This is a genomic window from Nonomuraea sp. NPDC049637 (genome assembly GCF_040675235.1).
Lineage (GTDB): Bacteria > Actinomycetota > Actinomycetes > Streptosporangiales > Streptosporangiaceae > Nonomuraea.
In genome coordinates, this window is record NZ_JBFAOM010000026.1 from 46,130 (window position 1) to 71,615 (window position 25,486).

The 25,486-nt window shown below is 72.9% G+C and carries 24 protein-coding genes; 20 read left to right on the forward strand and 4 right to left on the reverse strand.

What is annotated here, in order from left to right; all coding sequences use genetic code 11:
* Window positions 1–132: 132 nt before the first annotated feature.
* From prcB to AB0J71_RS30825, 8 genes are all read left to right on the forward strand, one after another.
* Window positions 133–981, forward strand: a complete 849-nt coding sequence (gene prcB / locus AB0J71_RS30790; protein WP_352327595.1) for a proteasome subunit beta — start codon at window positions 133–135, stop codon at window positions 979–981.
* A 21-nt stretch (window positions 982–1,002) separates the two neighbouring features.
* Complete coding sequence (gene prcA, locus AB0J71_RS30795; RefSeq protein WP_364417257.1) at window positions 1,003–1,863, forward strand: proteasome subunit alpha; 861 nt, start codon at window positions 1,003–1,005, stop codon at window positions 1,861–1,863.
* A 153-nt stretch (window positions 1,864–2,016) separates the two neighbouring features.
* Window positions 2,017–2,583 carry a hypothetical protein gene (locus AB0J71_RS30800; RefSeq protein ID WP_364417259.1) on the forward strand — a complete coding sequence of 189 codons (567 nt, stop codon included), beginning with the start codon at window positions 2,017–2,019 and terminating at the stop codon, window positions 2,581–2,583.
* Window positions 2,584–2,719: 136 nt separating this feature from the next.
* Window positions 2,720–4,078, forward strand: a complete 1,359-nt coding sequence (gene pafA / locus AB0J71_RS30805; RefSeq protein ID WP_364417262.1) for a Pup--protein ligase — start codon at window positions 2,720–2,722, stop codon at window positions 4,076–4,078.
* 119 nt (window positions 4,079–4,197) lie between these two features.
* Entirely contained in the window at window positions 4,198–5,106 is a 909-nt protein-coding gene (locus AB0J71_RS30810) for an FKBP-type peptidyl-prolyl cis-trans isomerase (protein WP_352330400.1), read from the forward strand.
* A 94-nt stretch (window positions 5,107–5,200) separates the two neighbouring features.
* Window positions 5,201–6,127 (forward strand): FKBP-type peptidyl-prolyl cis-trans isomerase, encoded by a 927-nt coding sequence (locus AB0J71_RS30815; protein WP_364417264.1) that lies wholly within the window; start codon window positions 5,201–5,203, stop codon window positions 6,125–6,127.
* 19 nt (window positions 6,128–6,146) lie between these two features.
* Entirely contained in the window at window positions 6,147–6,794 is a 648-nt protein-coding gene (locus tag AB0J71_RS30820; RefSeq protein ID WP_352331511.1) for a helix-turn-helix domain-containing protein, read from the forward strand.
* A gap of 33 nt (window positions 6,795–6,827) precedes the next feature.
* Complete coding sequence (locus tag AB0J71_RS30825) at window positions 6,828–7,307, forward strand: DUF3291 domain-containing protein (protein WP_352331513.1); 480 nt, start codon at window positions 6,828–6,830, stop codon at window positions 7,305–7,307.
* Here the strand turns inward: AB0J71_RS30825 and AB0J71_RS30830 are convergent.
* On the reverse strand, window positions 7,253–8,320 hold the full coding sequence (locus AB0J71_RS30830; RefSeq protein ID WP_364417266.1) for a DUF3866 family protein: 1,068 nt from the start codon (window positions 8,318–8,320) through the stop codon (window positions 7,253–7,255). The genes AB0J71_RS30825 and AB0J71_RS30830 overlap by 55 nt on opposite strands.
* Before the next feature lie 38 nt (window positions 8,321–8,358).
* On the opposite strand from AB0J71_RS30830, the gene AB0J71_RS30835 reads away from it, so the two are divergent.
* The 10 genes from AB0J71_RS30835 to AB0J71_RS30880 all read left to right on the forward strand — a co-directional run bounded on the left by AB0J71_RS30835 (window position 8,359) and on the right by AB0J71_RS30880 (window position 18,829).
* Window positions 8,359–9,321, forward strand: a complete 963-nt coding sequence (locus AB0J71_RS30835; RefSeq protein WP_352328580.1) for a WYL domain-containing protein — start codon at window positions 8,359–8,361, stop codon at window positions 9,319–9,321.
* Window positions 9,318–10,286, forward strand: a complete 969-nt coding sequence (locus AB0J71_RS30840) for a WYL domain-containing protein (protein WP_352328578.1) — start codon at window positions 9,318–9,320, stop codon at window positions 10,284–10,286. Before AB0J71_RS30835 ends, AB0J71_RS30840 begins: the two co-directional genes overlap by 4 nt.
* Entirely contained in the window at window positions 10,283–10,501 is a 219-nt protein-coding gene (locus tag AB0J71_RS30845; protein ID WP_364417268.1) for a hypothetical protein, read from the forward strand. Before AB0J71_RS30840 ends, AB0J71_RS30845 begins: the two co-directional genes overlap by 4 nt.
* Before the next feature lie 13 nt (window positions 10,502–10,514).
* Window positions 10,515–10,865 carry a Sec-independent protein translocase subunit TatA gene (gene tatA, locus AB0J71_RS30850; RefSeq protein ID WP_352328575.1) on the forward strand — a complete coding sequence of 117 codons (351 nt, stop codon included), beginning with the start codon at window positions 10,515–10,517 and terminating at the stop codon, window positions 10,863–10,865.
* A 35-nt stretch (window positions 10,866–10,900) separates the two neighbouring features.
* Entirely contained in the window at window positions 10,901–11,794 is an 894-nt protein-coding gene (tatC, locus tag AB0J71_RS30855) for a twin-arginine translocase subunit TatC (protein ID WP_352328573.1), read from the forward strand.
* A gap of 16 nt (window positions 11,795–11,810) precedes the next feature.
* Window positions 11,811–12,695 carry a YegS/Rv2252/BmrU family lipid kinase gene (locus AB0J71_RS30860; protein ID WP_364417270.1) on the forward strand — a complete coding sequence of 295 codons (885 nt, stop codon included), beginning with the start codon at window positions 11,811–11,813 and terminating at the stop codon, window positions 12,693–12,695.
* A gap of 79 nt (window positions 12,696–12,774) precedes the next feature.
* Window positions 12,775–15,501 carry a DEAD/DEAH box helicase gene (locus tag AB0J71_RS30865; protein WP_352328569.1) on the forward strand — a complete coding sequence of 909 codons (2,727 nt, stop codon included), beginning with the start codon at window positions 12,775–12,777 and terminating at the stop codon, window positions 15,499–15,501.
* A 578-nt stretch (window positions 15,502–16,079) separates the two neighbouring features.
* Complete coding sequence (locus AB0J71_RS30870; protein WP_364417272.1) at window positions 16,080–17,729, forward strand: ABC transporter ATP-binding protein; 1,650 nt, start codon at window positions 16,080–16,082, stop codon at window positions 17,727–17,729.
* A gap of 129 nt (window positions 17,730–17,858) precedes the next feature.
* Window positions 17,859–18,437 (forward strand): helix-turn-helix domain-containing protein, encoded by a 579-nt coding sequence (locus AB0J71_RS30875; RefSeq protein ID WP_352331509.1) that lies wholly within the window; start codon window positions 17,859–17,861, stop codon window positions 18,435–18,437.
* A gap of 221 nt (window positions 18,438–18,658) precedes the next feature.
* Window positions 18,659–18,829 carry a hypothetical protein gene (locus AB0J71_RS30880; RefSeq protein ID WP_352331507.1) on the forward strand — a complete coding sequence of 57 codons (171 nt, stop codon included), beginning with the start codon at window positions 18,659–18,661 and terminating at the stop codon, window positions 18,827–18,829.
* Between the two features lie 143 nt (window positions 18,830–18,972).
* Here the strand turns inward: AB0J71_RS30880 and AB0J71_RS30885 are convergent, their stop codons facing one another.
* Together AB0J71_RS30885 and AB0J71_RS30890 are read right to left on the reverse strand one after the other, a co-directional pair.
* Entirely contained in the window at window positions 18,973–20,388 is a 1,416-nt protein-coding gene (locus tag AB0J71_RS30885; protein ID WP_364392954.1) for an RNB domain-containing ribonuclease, read from the reverse strand.
* A gap of 36 nt (window positions 20,389–20,424) precedes the next feature.
* Window positions 20,425–20,757, reverse strand: a complete 333-nt coding sequence (locus tag AB0J71_RS30890; protein WP_352324744.1) for an STAS domain-containing protein — start codon at window positions 20,755–20,757, stop codon at window positions 20,425–20,427.
* A gap of 279 nt (window positions 20,758–21,036) precedes the next feature.
* Here AB0J71_RS30890 and AB0J71_RS30895 point away from each other — a divergent pair, with 279 nt between their 5' ends.
* Window positions 21,037–23,121 (forward strand): alpha-galactosidase, encoded by a 2,085-nt coding sequence (locus AB0J71_RS30895; protein ID WP_352324745.1) that lies wholly within the window; start codon window positions 21,037–21,039, stop codon window positions 23,119–23,121.
* A 25-nt stretch (window positions 23,122–23,146) separates the two neighbouring features.
* Here AB0J71_RS30895 and AB0J71_RS30900 read toward each other — a convergent pair whose 3' ends face one another.
* On the reverse strand, window positions 23,147–23,545 hold the full coding sequence (locus tag AB0J71_RS30900) for a DUF3592 domain-containing protein (protein ID WP_352324746.1): 399 nt from the start codon (window positions 23,543–23,545) through the stop codon (window positions 23,147–23,149).
* A 261-nt stretch (window positions 23,546–23,806) separates the two neighbouring features.
* Here AB0J71_RS30900 and AB0J71_RS30905 point away from each other — a divergent pair, with 261 nt between their 5' ends.
* Window positions 23,807–25,456: an FUSC family protein gene (locus AB0J71_RS30905; RefSeq protein WP_364417274.1), complete on the forward strand. Its 1,650-nt coding sequence runs from the start codon at window positions 23,807–23,809 to the stop codon at window positions 25,454–25,456.
* The last annotated feature ends 30 nt before the right edge of the window (window positions 25,457–25,486 follow it).

The window sequence follows — 25,486 nt, forward strand, 5'->3', positions numbered from 1 at the left end:
TCGCACGGGGTGTGGCGGGCGTAAAGAAACGATCTGATGAACGGTTCGCCGTGAGCTGATCGTGGGAAGTGCAGACAGCAGCGCAACATGAGTAGGGTCGGCCTAGAGACACTGATGTTGGGAGGGAGTCGCGTGGCACCGAACAGGGATCTGCCCGTCGGCCTGGTGGACCAGCTTTTCCGAAACTCAGGGAACTCCTCGTTCACCGAGTTCGTCGGCTCGTACGCGCCCGAGTTGCTGCCGCAGCGTCACCAGGCGCTGGCCACTCCGATCGGCGACCAGGTCCCGCACGCGACCACGATCGTGGCCGCCACCTTCGCCGGCGGCGTGGTGATGGCGGGCGACCGGCGGGCCACGTCGGGGAACATCATCTCGCAGCGTGACATCGAGAAGGTGTTCCGCGCCGACGACTACTCGTGCATGGGCATCGCGGGCACGGCCAGCACCGGCATCGAGATGGCCCGCCTCTACCGCGTGGAGCTGGAGCACTACGAGAAGATGGAGGGCCGCACGCTGTCGGTGGCGGGCAAGGCCAACCGCCTGGCCACCATGATCCGCGGCAACCTCGGCATGGCGATGCAGGGCCTGGTGGTGGTGCCGCTGTTCGCGGCCTACGACCCCGACCGCGACGAGGGCCGCATCTTCAGCTACGACGTGGCGGGCGGCCCCTACGAGCGCGACCGGTTCGACGCCATCGGCTCCGGCTCGATCTTCGCCCGCGGCTCGCTGAAGAAGCTCTACCGCGACGGCGCCTCGGCCGACGACATGGTGATGACGGTGATCCAGGCCCTCTACGACGCGGCCGACGACGACTCGGCGACCGGCGGGCCCGACGTGTCCAGGAAGATCTGGCCGATCGTGTCGGTGATCGACGCCGACGGCTTCCGCAGGCTGACCGACCAGCAGGTGGCCGCCAAGGTCGAACAGATGCTGGAGGCCCGGATGATCTCGCCCGACGGCCCCATCGCCCCGCTGCGCTAGAAAGGACCACTGCCCGTGTCCATGCCTTTTGGATATGCGTCCCCTGAGCAGATCATGCGGGACAAGGCCGACTACGCGCGCAAGGGCATCGCGCGGGGCCGGTCGGTCGTCGTGTTGCAGTACGTCGACGGCATCCTGTTCGTGGCGCCCAACCCGTCGCGGGCGCTGCACAAGATCAGCGAGATCTACGACCGCATCGGGTTCGCCGCCGTCGGCCGCTACAACGAGTTCGAGGAGCTGCGCCTCGGCGGCATCCGCTACGCCGACATCAACGGCTACACCTACGACCGCTCCGACGTGACCGGCCGCGGGCTGGCCAACCTCTACGCCTCCAACCTGGGCCGCATCTTCACCGAGTCGATCAAGTCGCTGGAGGTGGAGGTCGTCGTCGCCGAGGTCGGCGACAACCCCGACGGCGACGCCATCTACCGGCTGACCTTCGACGGCTCGGTGTTCGACGAGCACGGCTTCGCGGCCATGGGCGGCCAGGCCGACGCCGTGGCCGGGCGGCTCAAGGAGCGCTACCGCGAGTCGATGTCGCTGGCCGACGCCCTCGGGGTGGCGCTGACGGCGCTCACCGAGCCGGGCGGCGAGCGGCCGCCGGTCGCCCAGCTGGAGGTCGCGGTGCTCGACCGCAACCGCGAGCACCGCAAGTTCCTGCGGCTGACGGGCGCACGTCTGGAGCGCCTGCTCGCCCAGACGACGACGTCCGCCACGCCGTCCAGCACGCCGTCCGCCACATCCGCCACGCCGCCCGAGGCCCCGGCGACCGGGCCCGCGGCGGAGTCGTCCGAGACGCCGGAGACCCCGCCCACCGCGCCGCCGACCGGTCCGCCCACGGGCCCCGAGGGCGACGTCGACGACGGCTCCGGGCCGCTCTGAGCCTTCCGAGACCGCCGGGACAGGGCGGGGGCCGCCATGGCGGCCCCCGCCCTGTCGCATGAGCTCACCGCGCGCCACAGGGGCCCGTGCTGTGTGACCTGTATCACTGGCGCGGCGGTGAACCGCGGGGCGCGAGGTGGGATCTCAGCAAGCGTGAACACAACGATGCGCACCCTCCTCGCCGGCGGCACCGCCGCCGCCGCGCTGCTGGCCTCCGGCGTCGCCGCCCACGCGGCCACCGCGGCCACCGCGGGCGCCACCACGGCCGGTAAGACGGCCACGGCCTACCCGGCGTACAAGAAGCCCGCGATCTTCGGCACGAGCTTCCAGGCCGACCCCGGCCACGACTTCACCAAGGGCATCTCCTCCCGCCACAGCGGCATCCTGCGCGGCTGGATCACCGACGTGCGCGACGGCGTCGCCGAGTACGAGCCCATCAAGTGGAAGCGGTCCAAGACCACCGAGGGCTACTTCGTCGGCCCGCCCGAGGGCGACGTGACGGCCTACGCCTCCCCGATCGCCAAGGACGTCGTCTTCCTGTCGGCCTACGGCTGCAAGCCGACGATGGCGGCCATGACCGTCGACCGCAACACCGGCCTGGGCGCCAAGCGCTGCCCCACGTCGGTCCTGGTCAAGCGGCACGACAAGCAGCGGCAGCCGTCGCTCATCACGGTGCACAAGGGCAAGATCGTCAAGGTGCAGGAGATCTACACCCCGTGATCCCGGCTCCGCGCTTCGCGGGGGCGGGCGCGGACCTGGTAAAACCCACCCAGCAAATCTGGCAAATGGGACGTCCGCCGGAAAACACCTGTGAAGATCTCTCCCGATCGCCGATCCGTGGGCATAGTGTGAGGTGATGGATCGTCGCATCTTCGGGCTGGAGAACGAGTACGGCGTGACCTGCACGTTCAGGGGACAGCGCAGGCTGTCCCCCGACGAGGTCGCGCGCTACCTGTTCCGGCGGGTCGTGTCCTGGGGCCGATCGAGCAACGTCTTCCTCCGCAACGGCGCACGTCTCTACCTCGACGTGGGCAGCCATCCTGAGTACGCAACACCCGAGTGTGACAACGTCATCGAACTCGTCACCCACGACAAGGCGGGCGAGCGCATCCTTGAGGGCCTTCTCGTCGACGCCGAGAAACGCCTGCGCGAAGAGGGCATCGCGGGTGACATCTACCTGTTCAAGAACAACACCGACTCGGCCGGCAACTCCTACGGCTGCCACGAGAACTACCTGGTGGGCCGGCACGGCGAGTTCGGCCGCCTGGCCGACGTGCTGATCCCGTTCCTGGTGACCCGGCAGATCGTGTGCGGGGCGGGCAAGGTGCTCCAGACGCCGCGCGGCGCCGTCTACTGCGTCTCGCAGCGGGCCGAGCACATCTGGGAGGGCGTCTCCAGCGCCACCACCCGGTCCCGGCCGATCATCAACACCCGCGACGAGCCGCACGCCGACGCCGAGCGCTTCCGCCGCCTGCACGTGATCGTCGGCGACTCGAACATGAGCGAGACCACGATGCTGCTCAAGGTCGGCGCGACCGACCTGGTGCTGCGCATGATCGAGGCCGGCACGGTGATGCGCGACCTGTCCCTGGAGAACCCGATCAGGGCCATCCGCGAGGTCTCCCACGACATGACCGGCCGCCGCCGGGTGCGCCTGGCCAACGGCCGGGAGGCCTCCAGCCTGGAGATCCAGCAGGAGTACCTGACCAAGGCCCAGGACTTCGTCGACCGGCGCGGCGGCGACGCCATCACCCGCCGGGTGCTGGAGCTGTGGGAGCGCACGCTGCGCGCGGTCGAGACCGGCGACCTCGACCTGGTCTCGCGCGAGATCGACTGGGTGACCAAATACCAGCTGATCGAGCGCTACCGCAAGAAGTACGACCTGCCGCTGTCCTCGCCCAGGGTGGCCCAGCTCGACCTGGCCTACCACGACGTCCACCGCAAGCGCGGCCTGTTCTACCTGCTGCAGAAGCGCGGCTCGGTCGAGCGGGTGGCCTCCGACCTGAAGATCTTCGAGGCCAAGTCGGTGCCGCCGCAGACCACCAGGGCGCGCCTGCGCGGCGAGTTCATCCGCAAGGCGCAGGAGAAGCGGCGCGACTTCACCGTCGACTGGGTTCACCTGAAGCTGAACGACCAGGCCCAGCGCACGGTGCTGTGCAAGGACCCCTTCCGCAGCGTGGACGAGCGCGTCGACAAGCTCATCGCCGGCATGTGAGGCAACGGCCGGGGCGTGGTGTTTACCTCGGCCCTACCTCGATGTCGGGTAGGGTGACGCGAATCTGACGTCTTTTCCGAGGGAAATCCATGCGCCGCGCTCTGGCCGTACTGGCAGCCGTGCCTTTGATCTTCTTCGCCGCAGCGTGCGGCGACACCGACGCCGGGGCGAACGGAGGCGCCGCCACCAGCACCGGCTCGGCCGGGCTCACCGTCACCGGGAACGTGGGCGTCAAGCCCACGGTGACCTTCCCCGCCGGCTCGCCGGCGACGAAGTCCTCCTACCAGGTGATCCAGCCGGGCACCGGCCCCGAGGTCAAGACCGGCGACAAGCTGATCGTCAACCTGACCGTCTACAACTGGGACGGCAAGGGCAACGCGATCCAGGGCTCCTCCTACGACACCAAGCAGCCCGAGACGGTCCCCGTCAACGAGCAGCTGCCGCAGGTGTTGCGCGACGGCTTCACGAAGGTCAAGCACGGCGGCCGGCTGCTGGCCGTGCTGGCCAACGACTCGGCTCCGGCGGGCCAGGCCACGGCCGGCGCCGAGCCGACGAAGGTGTTCGTGCTCGACGTGGTCGGCGCCCGGCCGCCCGCGCTGAAGGCGGCCACGGGCAAGGAGACCGGCCAGACCCTCAAGGGCGTCAAGGTGGACAACCCGGGTGGCGAGAAGGCCCCGACGCTGACCACCAAGACCGACGAGAAGCCGTCCAAGGAGCTGGTGGTCAAGACCCTCATCGAGGGCACCGGCGCCAAGGTGCAGCCCACCCAGACGCTGACGGTCCACTACACGGGCAAGGTCTGGGGCACCGACAGCCAGTTCGACTCCAGCTGGGAGCGCGGCGAGCCGGCCGAGTTCCCGCTTGCGAACGTGATCCAGGGCTGGCAGAAGGGCCTGGCCGGGGTGCCGGTCGGCAGCCGGGTCGTGATGAGCATCCCGCCCGACCTCGGCTACGGCGACCAGGCCCAGGACAAGATCCCCGCCAAGAGCACGCTGGTGTTCGTGGTCGACGTGCTGGCGGCCTCCTGACCGGGTGATCTCCTGACGGGCCGTCCGACGAGGCGGTAGCATCTCGTGGCCCGGTGGCCTCTCGCCGCCGGGCCACTTCGTCGTGGGAGGGCAGATGCGCCGCCGTACGATCGTGCCGTCGCTGGCGCTGCTGCTTCTGCTGGCCGCCGCCTGCACGGGCCCGACGGCCGGCGGCCCCGCACCCGAGGCGGAGCGGAAACTCGACCTGAAGGTGGGCGGCGCGTTCGGCGCCCGGCCCACGATCGTCTTCCCCGCCGGCCGGCCCGCCGCCGATCTCCAGGTCGCCGAGCTGACCACGGGCGGCGGCGACCGGCTGAGCGACGACGACGTCGCGGTCGTCCAGTACACCGCGCACGTCTGGGACGGCCGTGACAACCGCCTGGTCGACTCCAGCTTCAACAGGGGCGCCCCGGCGGCCTTCCCGGTGGGCTCGCTGCTGCCGGGGCTCGGCAGGGCGCTGCGCGGCCGTACGGTGGGCAGCAGGGTGCTCGCGGCCGTCCCGCCCGACCAGGGCTTCGGCGGCGCCCCGCCGCGTGGCCTCGGCCCGGCCGACGACCTGGTCTACGTCGTGGACATCCTGGGCGCCCACCGCAAGGGCGCCTCGGTCGAGGCGGCCGGCGGGTCGCTGGCCGGCGTCCGCGTGACCGGCGGCGAGCGGCCGAAGGTGTCGATCCCGGACGCCGCGCCGCCGCGCGCCTTCACGGCCAAGGTCCTGCGGCGGGGGAGCGGCAGCCCGGTGCGGGCCGGCCGGCTCCTGGTCACCCAGTACGAGGGCGCGATCTGGGCCCGGCGCGAGGTCTTCGACGCCACCTGGTCGACCGGCCTGCCGAAGGCGTTCCGGATCGGCGACGGCACCGTGATCAAGGCGTGGGACAAGGCGCTGGACGGGGTGCCGGTCGGCAGCCGGGTGCTGATGATCGTCCCGCCCGCCTACGGCTACGGCGCGCCGGGCCATCCCGCGTACGGGATCAAGGGCTCCGACACCCTCGTGTTCGTCGTGGACGTCCTGGCCGCCTACTGAGGCTCCGTAGACTCCGGCTGTGAGCAGTGACGACGACCTGCAGGCGCTCGGCCTGCTGCACGACCCCGTGCGCCGCAGCCTGTACGAGGCCGTGACGGCCGGCGGCGGCGACGTCGGCAGGGGCGAGGCGGCCGAGGCGGCCGGCGTGTCCAGGACGCTGGCCGGCCACCACCTCGACAAGCTCGTCGAGGCCGGGCTGCTGGAGAGCGGCTTTCGCCCCCAGGACAGGAAGGGCCCCGGCAGCGGCCGCCCGGCCAAGGTCTACCGCAGGGCCAAGGGCGAGCGCACGGTCAGCCTGCCCCCGCGCGACTACGCGACGCCCGCCTCGGTGCTGGCCGACGTGGTGGAGCTGCTCGGCGCCGAGGAGCAGGCCGAGCAGGCGGCCCGCCGGGCGGGCGCGCGCATCGGCAGGGGACGCGGCGGCGAGCCCGTCGACCGGGTGCTGCGCGAGCGCGGCTACGAGCCCTACGACGAGGGCGGCGCGCTGCGGCTGCGCAACTGCCCCTTCCACCTGCTGTCCCAGGAGCAGCCGCTGCTGGTGTGCTCGATGAACCTGGCGCTGTGCCAGGGGCTGCTGGAGGGCATGGGGGAGGACCCGGGCAGGGCGCGGCTGGATCCGCGGCCGGGGGAGTGCTGCGTCTCGCTTTCTAAAACAAATGAAGATTGACATAGAAGCCGCGAGAGTGATGTGCTGAGCCCCATGCATCTGGCCCAGCTCAACGTCGCGCACCTGCGCGCGCCCATCGACGCCCCCGAACTCGCCGAGTTCGTCGCCCTGCTCGAACCCGTCAACGCCGTCGCCGACGAGGCCCCCGGCTTCGTGTGGCGGATGAAGGAGAGCGAGAGCGACCCCACCGCCACCGTCACGCACGACTACGGCGACCACCTGCTGATCAACTTCTCGGTGTGGGAGTCGCTGCAGACCCTGTGGGACTTCACCTACCGCAGCGTGCACCTGGGCGTGCTGCGCCGGCGCAGGGAGTGGTTCCTCCGCGTGGCCGAGCCCTACATGGTGATGTGGTGGGTGCCCGAGGGGCACATCCCCTCGCTGGCCGAGGGCATGCGGCGGCTGGAACGCCTCAGGACCGAGGGGCCGAGCCCCGAGGCGTTCACCTACAAGGACTCCTACGACAGCAGCGAGGCCGCCAGCCTGCCCGCCGCCGCCGAGGTCAGGAAGTAGGGCAGGTCCTCCTCCAGGCCCCTGCCCATGGTGGACAACTTCACGGGCGCGGCGCGCAGCGCCTCGTGCAGGCCGTCCACCGGCACCGGCACCAGCCGGTGCCGGGCCGCCAGCGGCCCGGCCTGCTCGCGCACCCGCTCGCCGAACGCGCCGGGCAGCCGCGGCACCGCCACGTCGGCCGGCGACAGCGCGACCCGGCCGTAGGCGGTCAGCGAGTGGTGGGAGACGCCGACGTGCCGCTCGCGCGCGTCGCCCTCGCTGACCCGCAGCGCCGCCACCGGACGGCCGCCCAGCGCCCCGGCGGCGTTGACCGCCTCGCCCGCCGCCACGCCCGAGAAGCCCCAGCGGGTGCCCGTGCCCAGGTTGCCGGGGCCCTGCGTGACGATCGCCACGTCGGCCCGCAGCACGTGCCTGGCCGCCAGCAGCCCGGTGTGGACGGTGACCGTCTCGACGTCGCCGCCGAATGCCTGACCCGTCGTCACCACGCCGGCCAGCCAGCCGGTCTCGCGCAGCCGGGCCGCCGACATCGAGAACCAGGCGGGCAGCGCGCCGCCGTCCTGCATCACGTACGCCACCCGCAGGCCGGGGGCGCCGTCGTACAGGCCGGACAGGATCGGGGCCAGCGCGGAGTGCAGATCGGCCACGATCACCGGCATCCCGGCCAGGTCGTCGGCCTCGCTCAGGACGTCGTGGAACGGCGAATCCTGCTCGTCGGCGCCCAGCACCGTGGCCTGCAGCGGCGTGTAGCGCGCCTTCACCAGATGCCCGGGACCCACCGGATCTTGCGGCAAACGGTTCGGGACGGCCACCACCATGGCGTAACCTCCCGTACCGAGACCCATCGCGAGTGCGGTCGTGTTGAGCAGCACCTCGTCACCGGGTTCCGGGCGGCCCACCAACGGGGGGTAGGCCAGTGCCCGGCACTCACCTTCGGGGACGGCGACATCCAGCTCCACCGCTCCCGGCCACTCGCGTCGGATCCGGACAACCTCGCCCTTGCGCCATCTGATCACGGGGGCAGGGTAGCGTCGATGAAGGAGGAGTGAGGCAGATGTCGCGCCGTAAGACCGAGCGGTTGCTGAATCTGGTGATCTGCCTGCTCGCCACCCGTCGCCCGCTGTCGGCCGAGCAGATCCGCCAGGCGGTTCCCGGCTACGACCGCGACGGCGACGAGGCGTTCCAGCGCATGTTCGAACGCGACAAGAACGAGCTGCGCGAGATCGGCATCCCCATCGACGTCGTACGCGACCCGTGGGAGGACGAGCCGGGCTACCGCATCGACCCGCAGTCCTACGAGCTGCCGGAGATCACCCTGGAGCCCGACGAGGCCGCCGTGCTGGGCCTGGCGGCGCAGGTGTGGCAGCGGGCCAGCCTGGCCGAGGCCGCCTCGGGGGCGCTGCTGAAGCTGCGCGCCGCCGGCGTGGCCACCGACGAGCCGGTCGGCGGCCCGATCGGCGGCGGCGCCCTGGAGCTGCGCGTCGACACCCGTGACCCGGCCTTCCCCGCCCTGTGGGACGCCGTGCGCGACCGCCGCGTGGTGCGCTTCGACTACCGCGCCTCCGGCAGCGAGACCGTGCGCGCCCGCACCGTCGAGCCGTGGGGCGTGGTCAGCCGGCGCGGGCGCTGGTACCTGGCCGGGTTCGACCGCGACCGCGCCGCGCCGCGCGCCTTCCGCCTCAGCCGCATCGCCGGGCCGGTCACCGCCCTCGGCCGTCCCGGCGCCGTCGAGGTGCCCCACGGGGTCGACCTGCGGGCCATGGTCGGCTTCCCCGAGGAGCCCGTGGACGAGCGCGTCGCCGTCATCCGGGTGCGCCGGGGCACCTGCGAGGGCCTGCGCCAGCTCGCCAGGGCCGTGCACCCGCGCGCCGACGGCTGGGACGAGGCCGAGCTGGCCTTCGCCGACCCCGAACGCCTCGCGGGCTGGATGGCCAGCCTCGGCGCCGACGTCGAGGTGGTCGGGCCGCCCGACGCCCGCGAGGCCGTCATCCGCCGTCTGAAGGGAGCCCTGGCATGAGCGGTTCGGCTGACCGGCTGCCCAGGCTGCTGGCGCTGGTGCCGTACCTGATGTCCCACCCGGGGGCCCAGGTCGGCGAGGTCGCCGAGGTGTTCGGGCTGAGCGAGAAGCAGCTCATCGACGACCTGCAGCTGGTGTGGATGTGCGGCCTGCCCGGCCACACCCCCGGCGACCTCATCGACGTCTCCTGGGACGGCGGCGAGATCATCATCGACAACGCCGACACCATCGCCCGGCCGCTGCGGCTCGGCATCGACGAGGCCAGCGCGCTGCTGGTCGCGCTGCGCATGCTGGCCGCCACGCCCGAGCTGGCCGACGTGGCCGCCGGCGACGCGCTGCCGCGCGTGGTGGCCAAGCTGGAGCGCGCCGCGGGCGAGGGCGCGGCCACCGTCAGCAGCCAGGTCGCCTTCGACGTCGAGGCCGCCCCCGACGCGCTCGGGCGGGTGCGCGAGGGGCTCACCGCCCGGCGCCGGCTGTCGCTGCGCTACTACGTGCCGGGGCGCGACGAGGTCACCCCGCGCGAGGTCGACCCGACCCGGGTCGTGGTCGCCGACGGCCGCACCTACCTGGAGGGCTGGTGCTACCGGGCCGAGGCGATGCGGCTGTTCCGGCTCGACCGGGTGCTCGGCGTCGACGTGCTCGACGTGCCGGCCGACCCGCCGGCCGAGGCCGAGCCCATCGACGTCACCCGGGGCGTCTTCCGTCCCTCGCCGACCGACGAGCTGGTGGAGCTGGAGGTCAGCGCCGCCGGGCGGTGGGTGGCCGAGTACTACCCGTGCGAGGAGGTCACCGAGCTCGGTGAAGGACGGCTGAAGATCTCGTTGCGGGCGCGTGACGAGGACTGGATCGTCAAGCTGGCGCTGCGGCTCGGCGACACCGGCCGGGTCGTCTTCCCGCCCGCGATGGCCGAGACCGTGCGCGAGGAGGCCGAGCGGGCCCTGGCCCTGTACGCTCAGCACCCATGACGTGGATCTTCTTGGCCGCCGGGCTGGTCCTGGCCGGGCTGGCCGTGCTCGGCGTCGCGGGCGCCAGGGCCGCCGCCGCGGCACGCACCCTGACGAAGGAGGTCGCCGCGGCGAAGGCGCATCTGGAGCGGGGGCAGGTCAGATTGACGCCCCGGAAGGATGAGACCACGGCCCCTGGGGGCGTACCATCGGGGCTGAAGACCGGCACTCGCTGATAAAGGACGTTTCATGTCGAACCTTGGAGTTCCCGAGCTCCTGATCATCGCAGGCGTGCTCGTCCTGCTGTTCGGTGCCAAGAAGCTGCCCGACGTGGCCAGGGGCGTCGGCAGGTCGCTGCGCATCTTCAAGTCGGAGACCGCCAAGCTCCGCGATGACGACGACGACACGCCCCACACCACGGTCCAGGCGCAGCAGGCTCCGGCTCCGGCCCAGCAGCCCGCACCGCAGCCGATCACCCCCGCTCCCGCCCCGGCCCCCGCCGCCGCCCCGGCGCTCTCGGCCGAGGAGCAGGCCCGCCAGCTCGAGGAGCAGGCCGCCCGCCTGCGCGCCAGCGCCGCCCAGGCCGACAAGCAAGGCTGACCCCCCTTCCTCCTCCTTCACCCCTGGACGTGCGAATGGCGCTGCTCAAACGGTCGAGAGAGTCCGGATCGGCCCCCGACCCCGAGGGCCGGATGCCGCTCATGGAGCACCTGCGCGAGTTGCGCAACAGGCTGCTCATCTCGGTTCTCGCGGTGGTCGTGGGCATCGTCGTCGGCTGGATGTTGTTCGACCCGGTGTGGGAGGCGCTGCGCGCGCCCTACTGCGAGACGGTGCAGTCGCGCCAGCTCAACGGTCACTGCAGCCTGGTCTACAACGGCATCTTCCAGTCCTTCTTCATCACCCTGAAGGTCTCGGCGATGGTGGGCGTCGTGGTGGCCTCACCGGTCTGGCTCTACCAGATCTGGGCCTTCGTCACCCCGGCCCTCTACCGCAACGAGAAGCGCTACTCCATCGCGTTCCTCGGCCTGGCCGTCCCGCTGTTCGTGTTCGGCGCGGGCCTGGCCTACGTCATCATGGACACCAGCCTCGGCATCCTGCTGAGCTTCTCGCTCGAGGACACCGTCGCGACGATCTCGATCGACGAGTACCTCGACTACGTCCTGATCATGTTGTTGATCTTCGGCGTGTCGTTCGAGCTGCCGTTGCTGCTGGTCTTCCTCAACGTCATCGGCGTCCTGTCCCACGCGGCCGTCAAGAAGCACCGGCGTACGGTGATCTTCGCGATGTTCGTGTTCGGGGCGGTCATCACCCCCGGTGGCGACCCGCTCACCATGATGGCGCTGGCCGCGCCGATGATCATCCTGTACTTCCTCGCCGAGCTCTTCATGTACGTGCGGGAGCGCCGCAGGCCCGCGGGCGAGGACTTCTCGCACCTGTCCGACGACGAGGCCTCGCCGCTGGCCGACGCTCCGTCCGACATCGCGTCCGACGCCGCGTCCGACACCGAGGATTCCGACGGCGCCCGATAGGCGATAGGTTCCGGGCGTGGCCCCCCAAATCGCCCTGCTCGTCAACCCCGCCGCACGCGGCGGGCGCACCCTGCGACTGCTCGAACCCGTCGCCCGCCGGTTGCGGGCCGGCGGCGCCGAGCTGTCGGTGATCGTCGGCGCCGACGCCGCCGACGCCCTCGAACGTGCCTGCACCGCCGTCGCCGAGCGCCCCGACGCGCTGGTCGCCTTCGGCGGCGACGGGCTGGTGCACCTGGCCGTCCAGGCCGTGGCGGGCACCGACGTGCCGCTGGGCATCATCCCGGCCGGCACCGGCAACGACTTCGCCGCCGCCCTGGGGCTGGCGCGCGACCCGCTGGCCGCGGCCAGGACCGTGCTGCGGATGCGGGCCCGGCCGGTCGACGCGGCCCGCGTGCGGGCGGGGGAGTCGGAGGAGCTGTTCGCCGGGGTGCTGTGCTGCGGCTTCGACTCGCGCGTCAACGAACGCGCCAACCGGCGCACCTGGCCGCCGGGCAAGGGCCGCTACCTGGTGGCGGTGGCCGAGGAGCTGCGCGCCTTCCGGCCCATCCCGTTCCGGGTCACGCTCGACGACGGCGAGGTGGTCGAGCAGGAGGCCATGATGGTCGCCGTGGCCAACACCCGCTCCTACGGGGCCGGCATGCGCGTGTGCCCCGACGCCTCGCCCGACGACGGCCTGCTCGACGTGATGATGGTCGGCGCGGTGTCCAAGGGAGAGTTCCTGCGCGTCTTCCCGGGCGTCTACCGGGGCACCCACGTGGGGCACCCGGCGGTGTCGGTGCGGCGGGCCCGCCGGGTCACGCTGGAGGCGGCCGACGTGGTGGCCTACGCCGACGGCGAGCGCGTGGGGCCGGTGCCGGTCAGCTGCGAGATCCAGCCCGGCGCGCTCCGCGTGCTCACCTGAGCCGCGACGTGAGGGCTGTTCGCCGCGGGCCGAGTCCGCCAGGACGGACCGGAATGGCGATTTCGGTAGGCTGACGGGTATGACAACGCCAGCGGAACGCTACGCGGCCTTCCGTCAGAAGCACGGAGACGACGGAGGGGCGCTGAGATCGTTCCGCGGTCTCTACGACTTCGAGCTCGACGACTTTCAGCTCGACGCCTGCCGGGCCCTGGAGGCGGGCGACGGCGTCCTGGTGGCCGCGCCCACCGGGTCGGGCAAGACGGTCGTCGGCGAGTTCGCCGTGCACCTGGCCCTGGAGCAGGGCCGCAAGTGCTTCTACACCACCCCCATCAAGGCGCTGTCCAACCAGAAGTACAACGACCTGGTCAAGCGCTACGGCACGGCCAAGGTCGGCCTGCTGACGGGCGACAACAGCGTCAACGGCGAGGCCCCGATCGTGGTCATGACCACCGAGGTGCTGCGCAACATGCTCTACGCCGGCTCGGCCACGCTGGCCGGGCTGGGCTTCGCCGTCATGGACGAGGTCCACTACCTCGCCGACCGCTTCCGCGGCGCGGTGTGGGAAGAGGTCATCATCCACCTGCCGGAGTCGGTGCGCCTGGTGGCGCTGTCGGCCACGGTCAGCAACGCCGAGGAGTTCGGCGAGTGGCTGGGCGAGGTGCGCGGCGACACCACGGTCATCGTCGACGAGCACCGGCCGGTGCCGCTGTGGCAGCACATGATGGTCGGCAACCGCGTCTACGACATGTTCATGACCGACGACCTGACGCCGCGCATCAACCCCGCGCTGATGCGGGTCACTCGCGACGCCGAGCGGCTGATGGCCGGGCGGCGCGGGCGCGGCGGCTACGGCAAGGTCCACCGCTCGCGTCCGCCCGACCGCGTCCAGGTGATCGAGAAGCTCGACTCCGAGGGGCTGCTCCCGGCGATCACCTTCATCTTCTCGCGGGCCGGCTGCCAGGCGGCCGTGCAGCAGTGCCTCTACGCCGGCATCCGGCTGACCACCGACCGCGAGCGCCACGAGATCAGGCAGCTCGTCGACGAGCGCACCGCCCACCTGCCCGACGAAGACCTGGCCGTGCTGGGCTACCTGGAGTGGCGCGACTGCCTGGAGCGCGGCCTGGCCGCCCACCACGCGGGCATGCTGCCGGCCTTCAAGGAGGTCGTCGAGGAGCTGTTCACCCGCGGCCTGGTCAAGGCCGTCTTCGCCACCGAGACGCTGGCGCTCGGCATCAACATGCCCGCGCGCAGCGTGGTGATCGAGAAGCTCGACAAGTGGAACGGCGAGACCCACGCCGACCTCACCCCGGGCGAGTACACCCAGCTCACCGGGCGGGCCGGGCGGCGCGGCATCGACGTCGAGGGGCACGCGGTGGTGCTGTGGCAGCCGGGCATGGACCCGCTGTCGGTGGCCGGGCTGGCCGGCACCCGCACCTACCCGCTGCGCTCCAGCTTCCAGCCGTCCTACAACATGGCCGTCAACCTGGTGGGCCAGTTCGGCCGCGAGCGCGCCCGCACGCTGCTGGAGGAGTCCTTCGCGCAGTTCCAGGCCGACCGGGCGGTCGTGGGCCTGGCCAAGCAGCTGCGCAAGCACGAGGAGGCCCTGGAGGGTTACCAGGAGGCCATGACGTGCCACCTGGGCGACTTCCCCGAATACGCCGCGCTGCGCCGGCGTCTGTCCGACCGCGAGGCCGAGCTGTCCAAGCAGCGCGGCGCGGCCCGGCGCGCGGCGGCGGTGCGCTCGCTGGAGGCGCTGCAGCCCGGCGACGTGATCCGGGTGCCGGGCGGGCGCCGGGCGGGCCTGGCGATCGTGCTCGACCCGGGGCGCAACCCGCGCGGGCACGGCCCGAGCCCGCTGGTGCTGACGATCGGCAAGCAGGTCAAGAAGCTCGACCCGGCCGACTTCCCGGTGCCGGTCGAGCCGCTGGAGAAGCTGCGCATCCCGAAGAACTTCAACGGCCGCTCGCCGAAGGAACGCGCCAACCTCGTCTCCACCCTGCTGGCCAAGATCGGCGACCGCGACCTCGGCAAGCCGGCCAGGGCGCGCGACCACTCGATCGACGACGACGAGGTCATCGAGCTGCGCCGGCGCATCCGCCAGCACCCCTGCCACGGCTGCGACGAGCGGGAGGACCACGCCCGCTGGGCCGAGCGCTACTACAAGCTGCAGCGCGAGACCGAGGGGCTGCGCCGCCGCGTCGAGGGCCGCTCCCACGTCATCTCCCGCACCTTCGACCGCATCTGCTCGGTGCTGGAGCAGCTGGGCTACCTCGACGGCGAGGCCGTCACCGACGAGGGCCGCCGCCTGGGCCGCCTCTACACCGAGCTCGACCTGCTGACCGCCGAGTGCCTGCGCGGCGGCCTGTGGGAGGAGCTCGAACCGGCCGAGCTGGCCGCGTGCGTGTCGGCGCTGGTGTTCGAGTCGCGGCAGTCCGACGACGCGCGCCGTCCCAAGATCCCGGCCGGGCGGGCCCAGGACGCGCTGTCGTCCATGATCCGGCTGTGGGGCGAGCTGGAGGGCATCGAGTCCGACCACGGGCTGTCCACCATCCGCGAGCCCGATCTGGGGTTCGCCTGGGCGGCGTTCCGCTGGGCCAAGGGCCACAGCCTCGACGCGGTGCTGCTGGAGGGCGTGGCCGGCAACGAGCTGGCGGCCGGCGACTTCGTGCGCTGGATCAAGCAGCTGATGGACCTGCTCGGCCAGCTCGGGAACGCGGCCCCCGAGGGCAGCAAGATCAAGCAGACCGCGGGCAAGGCGATGGACGCCATGCGGCGCGGCGTCGTGGCGTACTCGTCGCTCACCTGAGGGCTCGCCTTGAGGGCTCGCCTGAGCCGCGGGAATGCGCGCGAAGGGCGGGCGGATCCGGCCGGATCCGCCCGCCCTTCGGGTTTTCCGATGAGGTGAGAACCAGTTCTGAGGAGCATCTTTGAGCGTTTCGTGACCGCCATAAGCGCATTTGGCGATTTACGGCGCATTTAAGTGGCCGGCAGAACTGCCTTTGTGGCCGGGATTCGCCGGTCAATTCTCCCTTTAACGGCCGAAGTTCGGGTGATTTGCGGCGAATTCGTGGGTATCGTCCCATTTGTCGAATGGAACAGCCATACGGGGGAGGAAGAGATGGCTAACAACCAGCTGACCCAGCCCGGCTTCCAGGAGTCCTGGCGCTGCCGCCGTCGTCGGTGGTACCGCCGTCGCTGCTGCAACTACCGCAGGTGGTGGGGCTGGGGGTGGTAGAGCAACCCCGTGAGAGCCGGCGGCCCAGCCGCCGGCTCTCCCTTACGCTCTCCGGCCGTGAACTCGCTCCCGCCGTTTCCATCCGTCGAACCTTTCGCGAGTTCTGGCCGGACACCAAAGGTCTGCGCCGGTTCTTCGCGTGTGGCGTGGTGTTCGCCGTCCTCGCAGCACTCTGCGAGGTCGCCGCGATCCGCCTGTTCGGGCACATCACGGACGACGTGCTCGCCACACGCGATCTGGACGCCTTCTGGGCGCCCGCCTTCACCTGGCTCGGCCTCGCCGCCCTCGCCGGGCTGACGTCCTTCGTCGGGACGTACGCCACGGCCTACGGCGCGGAACGTTTCCTGCTCGCCCTGCGCGACCGCGTGTTCGCGCACATCCAGACCCTGTCGCCGGACTTCTCGGAGAACCGGCGGCTCGGCGACCTCATGGCCCGGCTGACCGACGACATCCAGGCCATCGAGGAACTGGTCGGCTCCGGCCTGGTCAAACTGTTCACCACCGCGGCCAGCGTGGTGTTCTTCGCCGGCGCCGCCTTCCTCATCCGGTGGGACCTCGCCCTCGTCACGATGGCGCTGATCCCGGCGTTCCTGGTCGTCTCGAAGCTGTTCGCGGCCAGGTTCAGGACGGCGGCGGCGCGCGAGCGGCTCAGCAACGGCGCCATGAACAGCGTGCTGGAGGAGGGCCTGGCCAACCAGGCGCTCGTCCAGGCCTACAACCGGCAGGCGGCCGAGTCCGGGCGCCTGCACGGCGAGGGCCGCCGCTGGCTGCGCGCCAACCTGTCCCAGGCCTGGCTGTCGGGGCTCTACCAGCCCGTCGTCCAGGTCATCGAGACGGTCTGCCTGATCGTCATCATCGGGTTCGGCGCCTGGGAGATCGTCTCCGGACGGCTCACCCTGGGCGGCCTGCTCGCCTTCGCCGCCTACCTGGCGATGCTCTACCCGGCCGTGCAGAGCCTGGGGGAGCTCGCGCTGACGGTGTCGGAGGCGGCGGCGGGATCGGACCGGGTGATCGAGGTCCTGCGCGTCCGGCCCCTCGTCACCGACCCCGAGGGGGCGGTGGCGCTGCCCGGCCGGGCCGAGGGACGGGTGGAGTTCGACGGCGTCGGCTTCACCTATCCGGGACGCACCCGGCCCGCCGTGCGCGATGTGTCGTTCACCGCCGGGCCCGGCGAGCTCGTCGTCTGCACCGGGCCCAGCGGGAGCGGCAAGTCGACGCTGGCCAAGCTGCTGCTGCGCTTCTACGACCCGGAACGCGGCCGCATCCTGCTCGACGGCCGCGACATCAGGGGCCTGACGCGGGAGTCGCTGCGTGCCAACGTGGCGATCCTGCACCAGGAGACGCTGCTGTTCTCGGGGTCCGTACGCGACAACATCGCCTACGGCCGCCCGGACGCCTCGCTCGGCGAGGTGATCAGGGCGGCCGAGGCGGCGGGCGTGCACGACTTCGTCAAGCTGCTGCCCCAGGGGTACGACACCCCGGTCGGGCAGCGGGGCCGGCTGCTGTCCGGCGGCCAGCGGCAGCGGATCGGGATCGCCAGGGCCATCCTGCGCGACGCGCCCGTCCTGGTGCTCGACGAGCCGATGACCGGGCTGGACGACGCCACCGTCGCCCAGGTCATGAAGCCGCTGCGGCGGCTGATGGCCGGGCGCACGACCATCCTCATCACCCACGACCTGCGTCACGTGCCGGAGGGCGCGCGAACCGTGGAGCTGGAGCCGGTGCCCCGCGAGGAGCGCATCAGGCTCAAGCGCGTCGGCTCGTTCGGCCTCCGGCCGCCGCTGGCGGCGCCGCCCTGAGCGGCGGGTGCCACAGGTCCGCCTGCGGCCGCCCCACCTGGCTCCGGCCAGGGCGGGCGGCCGCGCCACGCCGGGCTACCGCCCGGTAGAATCGGAGCCCTCCCTCCGCTTGCCGAAGGCAGGTTCCCCATGGGCGACCACAGCTCCGCCCGGCCGTTACGCGCCGACGCCCGCCGCAACCGCGAGCGGGTCCTGCAGATCGCGCAGGAGGCGCTGACCGCCGACGGGCTGACCATCTCCCTCGACGAGATCGCCCGCCGCGCCGGGTTCGGGGTCGGCACCGTTCACCGGCACTTCCCCACCGAGGAGGCGCTGCTGGAGGCCGTGCTGCTGGGCCGGGCCGAACGTTTCGTGGCCGACGCCCGCGCGCTGGCCACCGCCGAGGACGCCGGGCGGGCCTTCTTCGGCTGGTTCTGCCGGGTCGCCGAGCAGGCCGCGGCCCACCAGGCGCTGTGCGACCTGCTGGACGGCGGCGCGGAGCCGGCGCCGCGGCCCGGCCCAGGGCTGGAGGCCGACCTCGCCGACGCGATCGGGCGGCTGCTGGCCCGCGCGCAGCGCGCCGGGGCCGTGCGCCGCGACCTGTCCGCCGACGACGTCCGCGACCTGCTGCGCGGCGCGGTGGCCGCCGAACGCCACGCGCGGGGCAGGGGCGCGGCCGGACGGCCGGCCGCCGTGATGTGCGACGGCATGCGCGCCGGCGCCCACTGACGCCGCCGTGAGGTGCGGCGGGGCGTAGCTGACGGCCACGACGTGTGGCGGGACGGGCTGGGTCGACTGACCGGCCGGTCAAGGGGGTGTCGTCATATGGCTACACATCGTCACCCTCGGGGCAGTTTCTCCGCCGAATCCGGCGGACATCCCCAACACGTAGGAAAGGGATCCCCTTCAGGCCCATCAGGCCGGGGTCCGGTCAGCTCGGGAGGTAACCCGTGTTCGCTCTCATCGCCGCCCTGTTCTTCCTGCTCGCCCTGATCTTCGACATCGCCGGCACCGCCGTCGGCAACGTGCTCACCGCGGGCACGCTCACCACGGCCGGGCTGCTGTGCGTCGCCCTCCACCTGCTGGGGGTCGGCGCGGGATGGTCGCCGCTCAAGCGGTGAGGGCAGGTCCGCCCCCGGGGCCGCGCGCGAGAACGTCCGGCGCGCGGCCCTCGCCGTGCCCGCGGTCGCCCGGGGCGCGGCGACTCGCCGTGCCCGCGAAGGGCGGCCTCGCGGCGGGCTTCAGGCCAGGGTCGCGGCGGGCTTCAGGCCAGCGTGAAGCGGACCTCGCGGGTGGCCGGGTCGGCCTGCGTCAGGCGGACGGTGACCCGCTCGCCCAGCGGCAGGACGCCGTCGCAGCGGGCGATCACGGCCGGTTCGACGAGCTGCACCTGACCGCCGCCGCGGCGCTCGTCCACGTCGATCACCATCGCCTCGAACGACTGGCCGATCCGCTCGCGCAGCAGGAACGCCTCCACCAGGTCCACGCAGGCCCGGTCGACCGCTCCGGCGCGGCGGCCGGTCGCCGACATGATGTCGGGCAGCAGCGGCAGCGCGGCCCGTATCTCGGAGGGCACCGGCTCGCCCGCCGCGACGGCCAGGCACACCTCGGTCGCGTACCGGTCCACCAGGCGCCGCAGCGGCGCCGTGACGTGCGCGTACGGCGCGGCCACCGCCGCGTGCTCGGCCAGCTTGGGCGGCGCGCCGTCGAAGGCCGCGTACCCGGCGCCGCGCAGCAGCACCTTCGACTCCTGCAGGAACGCCGCCTGCTGCGGATTCTTCGGGTCGAGGTCGTGCACGACCTCCCCGTAACCGGCGCCCTCGGGCCACGGCACGCCGAGCGCCTGCGCGACCCTGCGCACCTTGGCCAGGTCGTCCGGCTGCGGCGCGGGCAGCACGCGCAGGATGCCGACCTCGGCGTCCAGCATCATCGAGGCGGCGGCCATGCCGGTCAGCAGCGAGATCTGGGCGTTCCACGCCTCGGCGGGCAGTGGCACGCGGAACTCCAGCCGGTAGCCGCCGTCGGCGTCCCGGACGACCTCCTGCTCGGGCGTGGGCAGGGTGACGCCGCCGCGCGCCCGCTCCAGCCCCAGCCGCAGCGCGCCGATCTCGGCCAGCAGGCTCAGGGTGCCGTCGGCGGTGCCGGTGTCCACGGCCGCCTGCACGTAGGCGTAGTCGAGCCGCTCGCGGCTGCGCACCCGGGCGCGCTGCACGTCGGCGCCGACGATCCGGCCCTCGGCGTCGAGGTCGACGCGCCAGACCGCGGCCGGACGGATCGCGCCCGGCAGCAGGCTCGCCGCGCCCTCCGAGAGCACCTTGGGATGCAGCGGCACCCTGCCCACCGGCAGGTACACCGTCTCACCCCTGGTACGGGCCTCGGCGTCGATCTGCCCGCCCGGCCGGACGAAGGCCCCGACGTCGGCGATGGCGTACCAGACGCGGTAGCCGTCGCGCAGCCGTTCCAGGTGCAGGGCCTGGTCGAGGTCCATCGAGCCCGGCGGGTCGACGGTCACGAACGGCACGTCGGTCAGGTCTTTGGCGTCAAGCCTGGGCACCTGCGCCACCCAGTCGGCCTCGTCGAGCACGTCCTGGGGGAAGCCGGCGGGCAGCCGCTGCTCGCGCAGGACGCGGTCGAACCCGTCCTCCAGCCTGGCGGGGATCGGGCCAGGAACCTGAATCATCGACACGCCCACAACCTACTCAAGGCGGGCGTAACGTCACGACTGGGGCGTCAAATGGGCGTCGAGGCCGGTGATGCGCAGCAGCCGCTTCATGTTGGGCGGGACGTTGGCCAGCCGCAGGCTGGTGTGCCCGCGGGCGGCCTGGTTGTGCAGCGAGACCAGGATGCCGAGCCCGGCCGCGTCGATGAAGGACAGGCCGCCCACCTCGATCACCACCGACATGTCCGGCCGCCGCGCGCGCCCGGCCTCCTCCAGCACGCCGAGCAGGTGGCCGCGGACGGCCTCGGTGGTGGCGATGTCGAGCTCGCCGCTCAGGGAGACGGTCACGGTCGTGTCGTGGCGGCTGGTGGTCAGGTGAAGAGAATCCATGTCGGCTCCCCGCTGTTGGTCCGGGCGGAGGAAAGTGGTGCTGACTACGGGGACCCGCCCCTGGCCGAAGGCGCCGGATGCGACGATCGTCACGCAGCGCTACGGTCTGTTTCCGAAGAGGAGTGTACATGCCCTCCTGTCCGGGCTCGCGGAGCAGGCCCCCTCCGTGCGAGGAGCCCGCCGCGACCGGCCCCACGGGTCTTGCGGGCGTTGCGGGCGGGGGTGTACTGCCCGGTAACGTCTCGTTCCACGTGATCCACCGACTTCGAGGAGCGTGACGTGCCCCCCGTCATCCTTTCCGCCGCCGGCTCGGCCCTGGTGCTCGACGACTCCGGCGCCGGGCTGCCGCGGGTGCGGCACTACGGCGCCGACCTCGGCGCGGTCACCGGCGCCGACCTGGCGCCCGCACTGCTCTCGCTGACCCCCGCGCTGGCGCTGCTGCCCGGCCAGGACGAGTCCTGGTTCGGCCGGCCGGGCCTGTCCGGTGACCGGGCCGGTGAGCACTGGCCGGTGCGCTGGAGCGCCGAGAGCGTCGAGACGGCGGCCGAGCCGGGCGCGGGCGGCCGCGTGACCGTCGCCGCCGTGGACGCCGAGGCGGGGTTGCGGCTGCTCAGCGAGCTGGTGATGGACGCCTCCGGCGTCGTCATGATGCGGCACACGGTGACCAACACCGCCGCCTCGCCGTACCGGCTGCAGGGGTTGACGTGTGCGCTGCCGCTGCCCGCCAGGGCCGGGGAGCTGCTGGACTTCACCGGACGGTGGGCGCTGGAGAAGGTGCCGCAGCGCAGGGAGTTCGGGCAGGGGGTGTGGTCGCGGGAGAGCCGGCGCGGCCGTACCGGGCACGACGCGACCGGCCTGCTCGTCGCCGGCACGCCCGGATTCGGTTTCCGGTCCGGCGAGGTGTGGGCCGTGCACGCCGGCTGGAGCGGCGGCCACGTCCACTACGCCGAACGGCTCGTCGAGGGCCAGGCCGTGCTGGCTGCCGGCGAACTGCTCGAACCCGGCGAGATCACCCTCGCCCAGGACGGCGCCTACAGCACCCCGTGGGTCTACTTCACCTGGTCCGGCAGCGGCCTGGACGAGGCCGCCGGCCGCCTGCACGACCATCTGCGGGCCGCCCGTCCCCTCCCGGTGCGCCCGGTCACCCTGAACAACTGGGAGGCCACCTACTTCGACCACGGCCTCGACCGGCTGCGCGAGCTGGCCGACAAGGCGGCCGCCGCCGGCGTCGAACGGTTCGTGCTCGACGACGGCTGGTTCCGTCATCGCCGCCACGACCGCGCCGGGCTCGGCGACTGGTACGTCGACGAGGACGTGTGGCCCGGCGGCCTGCACCCGCTGGCCGAGCACGTACGCGGGCTGGGCCTGCAGTTCGGCCTGTGGTTCGAGCCCGAGATGGTCAACCCCGACTCCGACCTGGCCCGCGCCCACCCCGACTGGATCCTCGCCCGCGCCGCCCGTCCGCCCGCGCTCTGGCGCAACCAGCAGGTGCTCGACCTGGCCCGGCCCGAGGTCTACGACTACCTCCTCGACCGCCTGGACACGCTGACCCGCGAGTACGCGCTGGACTACATCAAGTGGGACCACAACCGAGACCTGGCCGAGCCCGTCCACGACGGGACGCCCGGCGTGCACGCGCAGACGGCCGCGGTCTACCGGCTGATCGACGAGCTGCGCCGCCGCCACCCCCGGCTGGAGATCGAGTCGTGCTCGTCGGGCGGCGCGCGCATCGACTACGGCGTCCTGGCCCGCACCGACCGCGTGTGGGCCTCCGACAGCAACGACGCCCTCGACCGGCAGGCCATCCAGCGCTGGACCGGGCTGCTGGTGCCGCCGGACCGCATGGGCTGCCACGTCGGCGCGCCCCGCGACCACATCACCGGCCGCGCGCTGCCGCTCGCCTTCCGGGCGGCGACCGCGATGTTCGGCCACATGGGCGTGGAGTGGGACCTGACCTCGGCGAGCCCGCAGGAGCTGGCGGAGCTGGGCGTCTGGATCGCGCTGCACAAGCGGCTGCGGCCGGTGCTGCACGCGGGCCGGGTCGTGCGGGCCGACCATCCCGACCCCTCGACGCTGCTGCACGGGGTCGTGCTGCCCGAACGGGCCGTGTTCGCCTGCGTCCAGCTCACCAGCCGCGTCACCGTCAGCCCCGATCCGTTGCGGCTGCCGGGGCTCGACCCGGCCGCGCTGTACGAGGTGCGCGCCGCGGGGCCGCTGCCGGAGGGCGCGGGGTTGCCGCAGTGGGTGTTCGCGCCGGCGCGGCTGCCGGGGGCGGCGCTGGCCGAGCTCGGGTTGCCGGGGCCCGCGCTGCGCCCGGCCTCGGCGCTGGTCTTCGAGGTCGAACGGGTGGGGCGGCACGGCTAGCCGAGCGCTCGCCGTGCCCCGGCGGTCAGTGGGCGGCCGGGCGCCAGGGGGCGTCGGCGGGGGAGGGGCGCCAGGCCGCCCAGTCGATGCGCACCCGGTCCGGGCGGGCCGGGTCCACCTTCACGGGCAGCACCGCGCCCGGGACCACCAGGCCCATGGGGATGCGCGGCAGCGTCTGGCGGTGGGCGACCCGGTAGGCGGGGCCCTCGTGCGGCTGCACCACCAGCCCGAAGCTGACGACGGGCTGGTCGTTGACGGACATGTGGGTGTCGGCCATCGACTCCACCACGGCCTGCGCGGGAATCCCGGTCGCCAGGAGCCGCCGGCCGTTCCTCGCCATGATCAGGAACGGCACGCCGACCGCGGCCGTGATCAGCGTCGTCCCGGCGGTGATCGCCACAGCCAGCAAGATTCCCGTGGTCACTGTGCTTCCCCAGTTCTGTCCTCCGCCCGGCGTCCGGGCGGCTCGTCCCGTCTGTTCTCGAAGGAGTTTCTAGCCGGGACGGCTTGACCGCCGCTTGATCGCCGGTTGCAAGATCCCGTCGCCGACCTGGTTTATTTCACGGGTAAAACACCTGGTAACCTTTTGGGGATGACCAGCGCCCGCAGACCCCGAGCCCGATCCCGGTCGTCCCGCCTCCCGCCATCCCCTGTGGCGTCGGCGGGGTGGCGTGCGCGGCTGCCCGTGTGTGCGGCGCTGCGTCTGGGGCCCGTCGGCGACATCTGGCACAAACCCGCCCTGAGCGCCGTCGTCGCCCTCGCCGTCCCGCTGCTGGCCCTCCTGTGGGCCGGACGGCTCGACCTCGTGCCCTACGCCGCCGCCGGCTCGATGTGCGCCCTGTACGGTCACGGCTTGCCGTACGCGGCCCGTGCCAGGGCGCTGGCCTGGGTGGTGCTGGGCATGACGGCCGGCACGGCGGTCGCGCTGGCCGCCTCGGCCCTCACCGGCTCGGTCGCCGTCCGGGTGGCGGTGGCCGCCCTGCTGGCCGGGCTGCACAAGGCGGTCTGCGACGCCACCCGGATCGGGCCGCCGGGGAACGTCGTGCTCACGTTCGTCGCGGCCGGCGCGGTGTTCGTACCGCAGGAACTGGGCGACGTGCCCGCCCACGTCGGCCTCGGGCTGCTCGGCGGGCTCCTCGCCTGGACGGTCGGCATGGCCCCGGGCCTCCTCCGCCCCGACGGCCCCGAACGTGTCGCCGTCGCCCGCGCCCTCGAATCCACCGCCCACCTCCTGCGCACGGCCCCCGGCCCCTGCGCCCTCCGCGAGGGGCGCGAGGGGCGCGAGGGGCGCGAGGCTGCCGCGGACCACCGGGCGCGCCATGCCGCTGCGGCGGCGGTCAACGCCGCCTGGCAGACGCTGCTGCGCTCCGGCGTCCCCGCCCGGCGCCGCGACGCGCTGGCCCGGCTGCTGGTCCGCGCCGAGTCGGCCGCCGCCGGGATGGCCGGGATCGCCGGGATGGCCGGGCAGACCGGTCCGGGCGCTTCGGGGGGCGTGCGGCGGGTCGTCGCGGGAGAGCTTGGCGGATGGGCGCGGGATCTGCGTAAAGGTCGTCCGCTGCCGTCCCCGCGCGAGGTCGTGCCCGCCGCGGGCGAGCGGGCCGAACTGGCGGGCGTCGCGGGGGAGTCGGCGGAAGGTTCCGGCGTCGCGCGGGTGGTGGCGGAGGTGGCGAGGCGGTGGCGGGTCGTCGGGACGGTGTTCGCCGGGGCCGCGGTGGCCGGGTGGGGGTCGATGGCGCTGGGGGTGGGCAGGCCGTACTGGGCGGTGGTGACGGCGGCGGCCGTGTTCGCGGCCAACACCACCCTGTCCTGGAGCCGCGCGATCCAGCGCGTCGTCGGCAACCTGCTGGGCGTCGGGCTGTTCACCCTGGTCGCCCCCGTGACCCGGCTGGGCGCGGCGGCGCTCGTCGTGGCCGTCCTGGCGTTGCAGTTCGCGACGGAGGCGGCCATCACGCGCAACTACTGGCTGGGAAGCGTCTTCGTCACGCCGATGGCCATCCTCATGGGGGAGTTCGCCGGGACGCGGCCGGTGGCCGAGCTCGTGGCCGATCGCTGGCTGGACACGTGTCTCGGCGCCGCGGCGGGGCTGCTGGCCTGCGTGCTGGTGCCGGACCGGCGGGCGGCCCGGCGCGTACGGGCGGGGCTCGTACGTCTGGAACGGATGCTGGCCGGGACGCCGGAACCGGGGGAGCGTGACCGGCTCCGCGCGGCGCTGGTGGAGGTCCGCGAAGCGGCCGACGTCGCCGCGGGCGAGTGGTGGCCCGCGGCGCTGCCCCACGAGCGCATCGCCGCCGCCGAGCGCGCCGGCCACCGCAGACTCGCCACCCTGTACGCCTGATCGCCCCGCCCGGGGCCGGGGCGGCGCCGC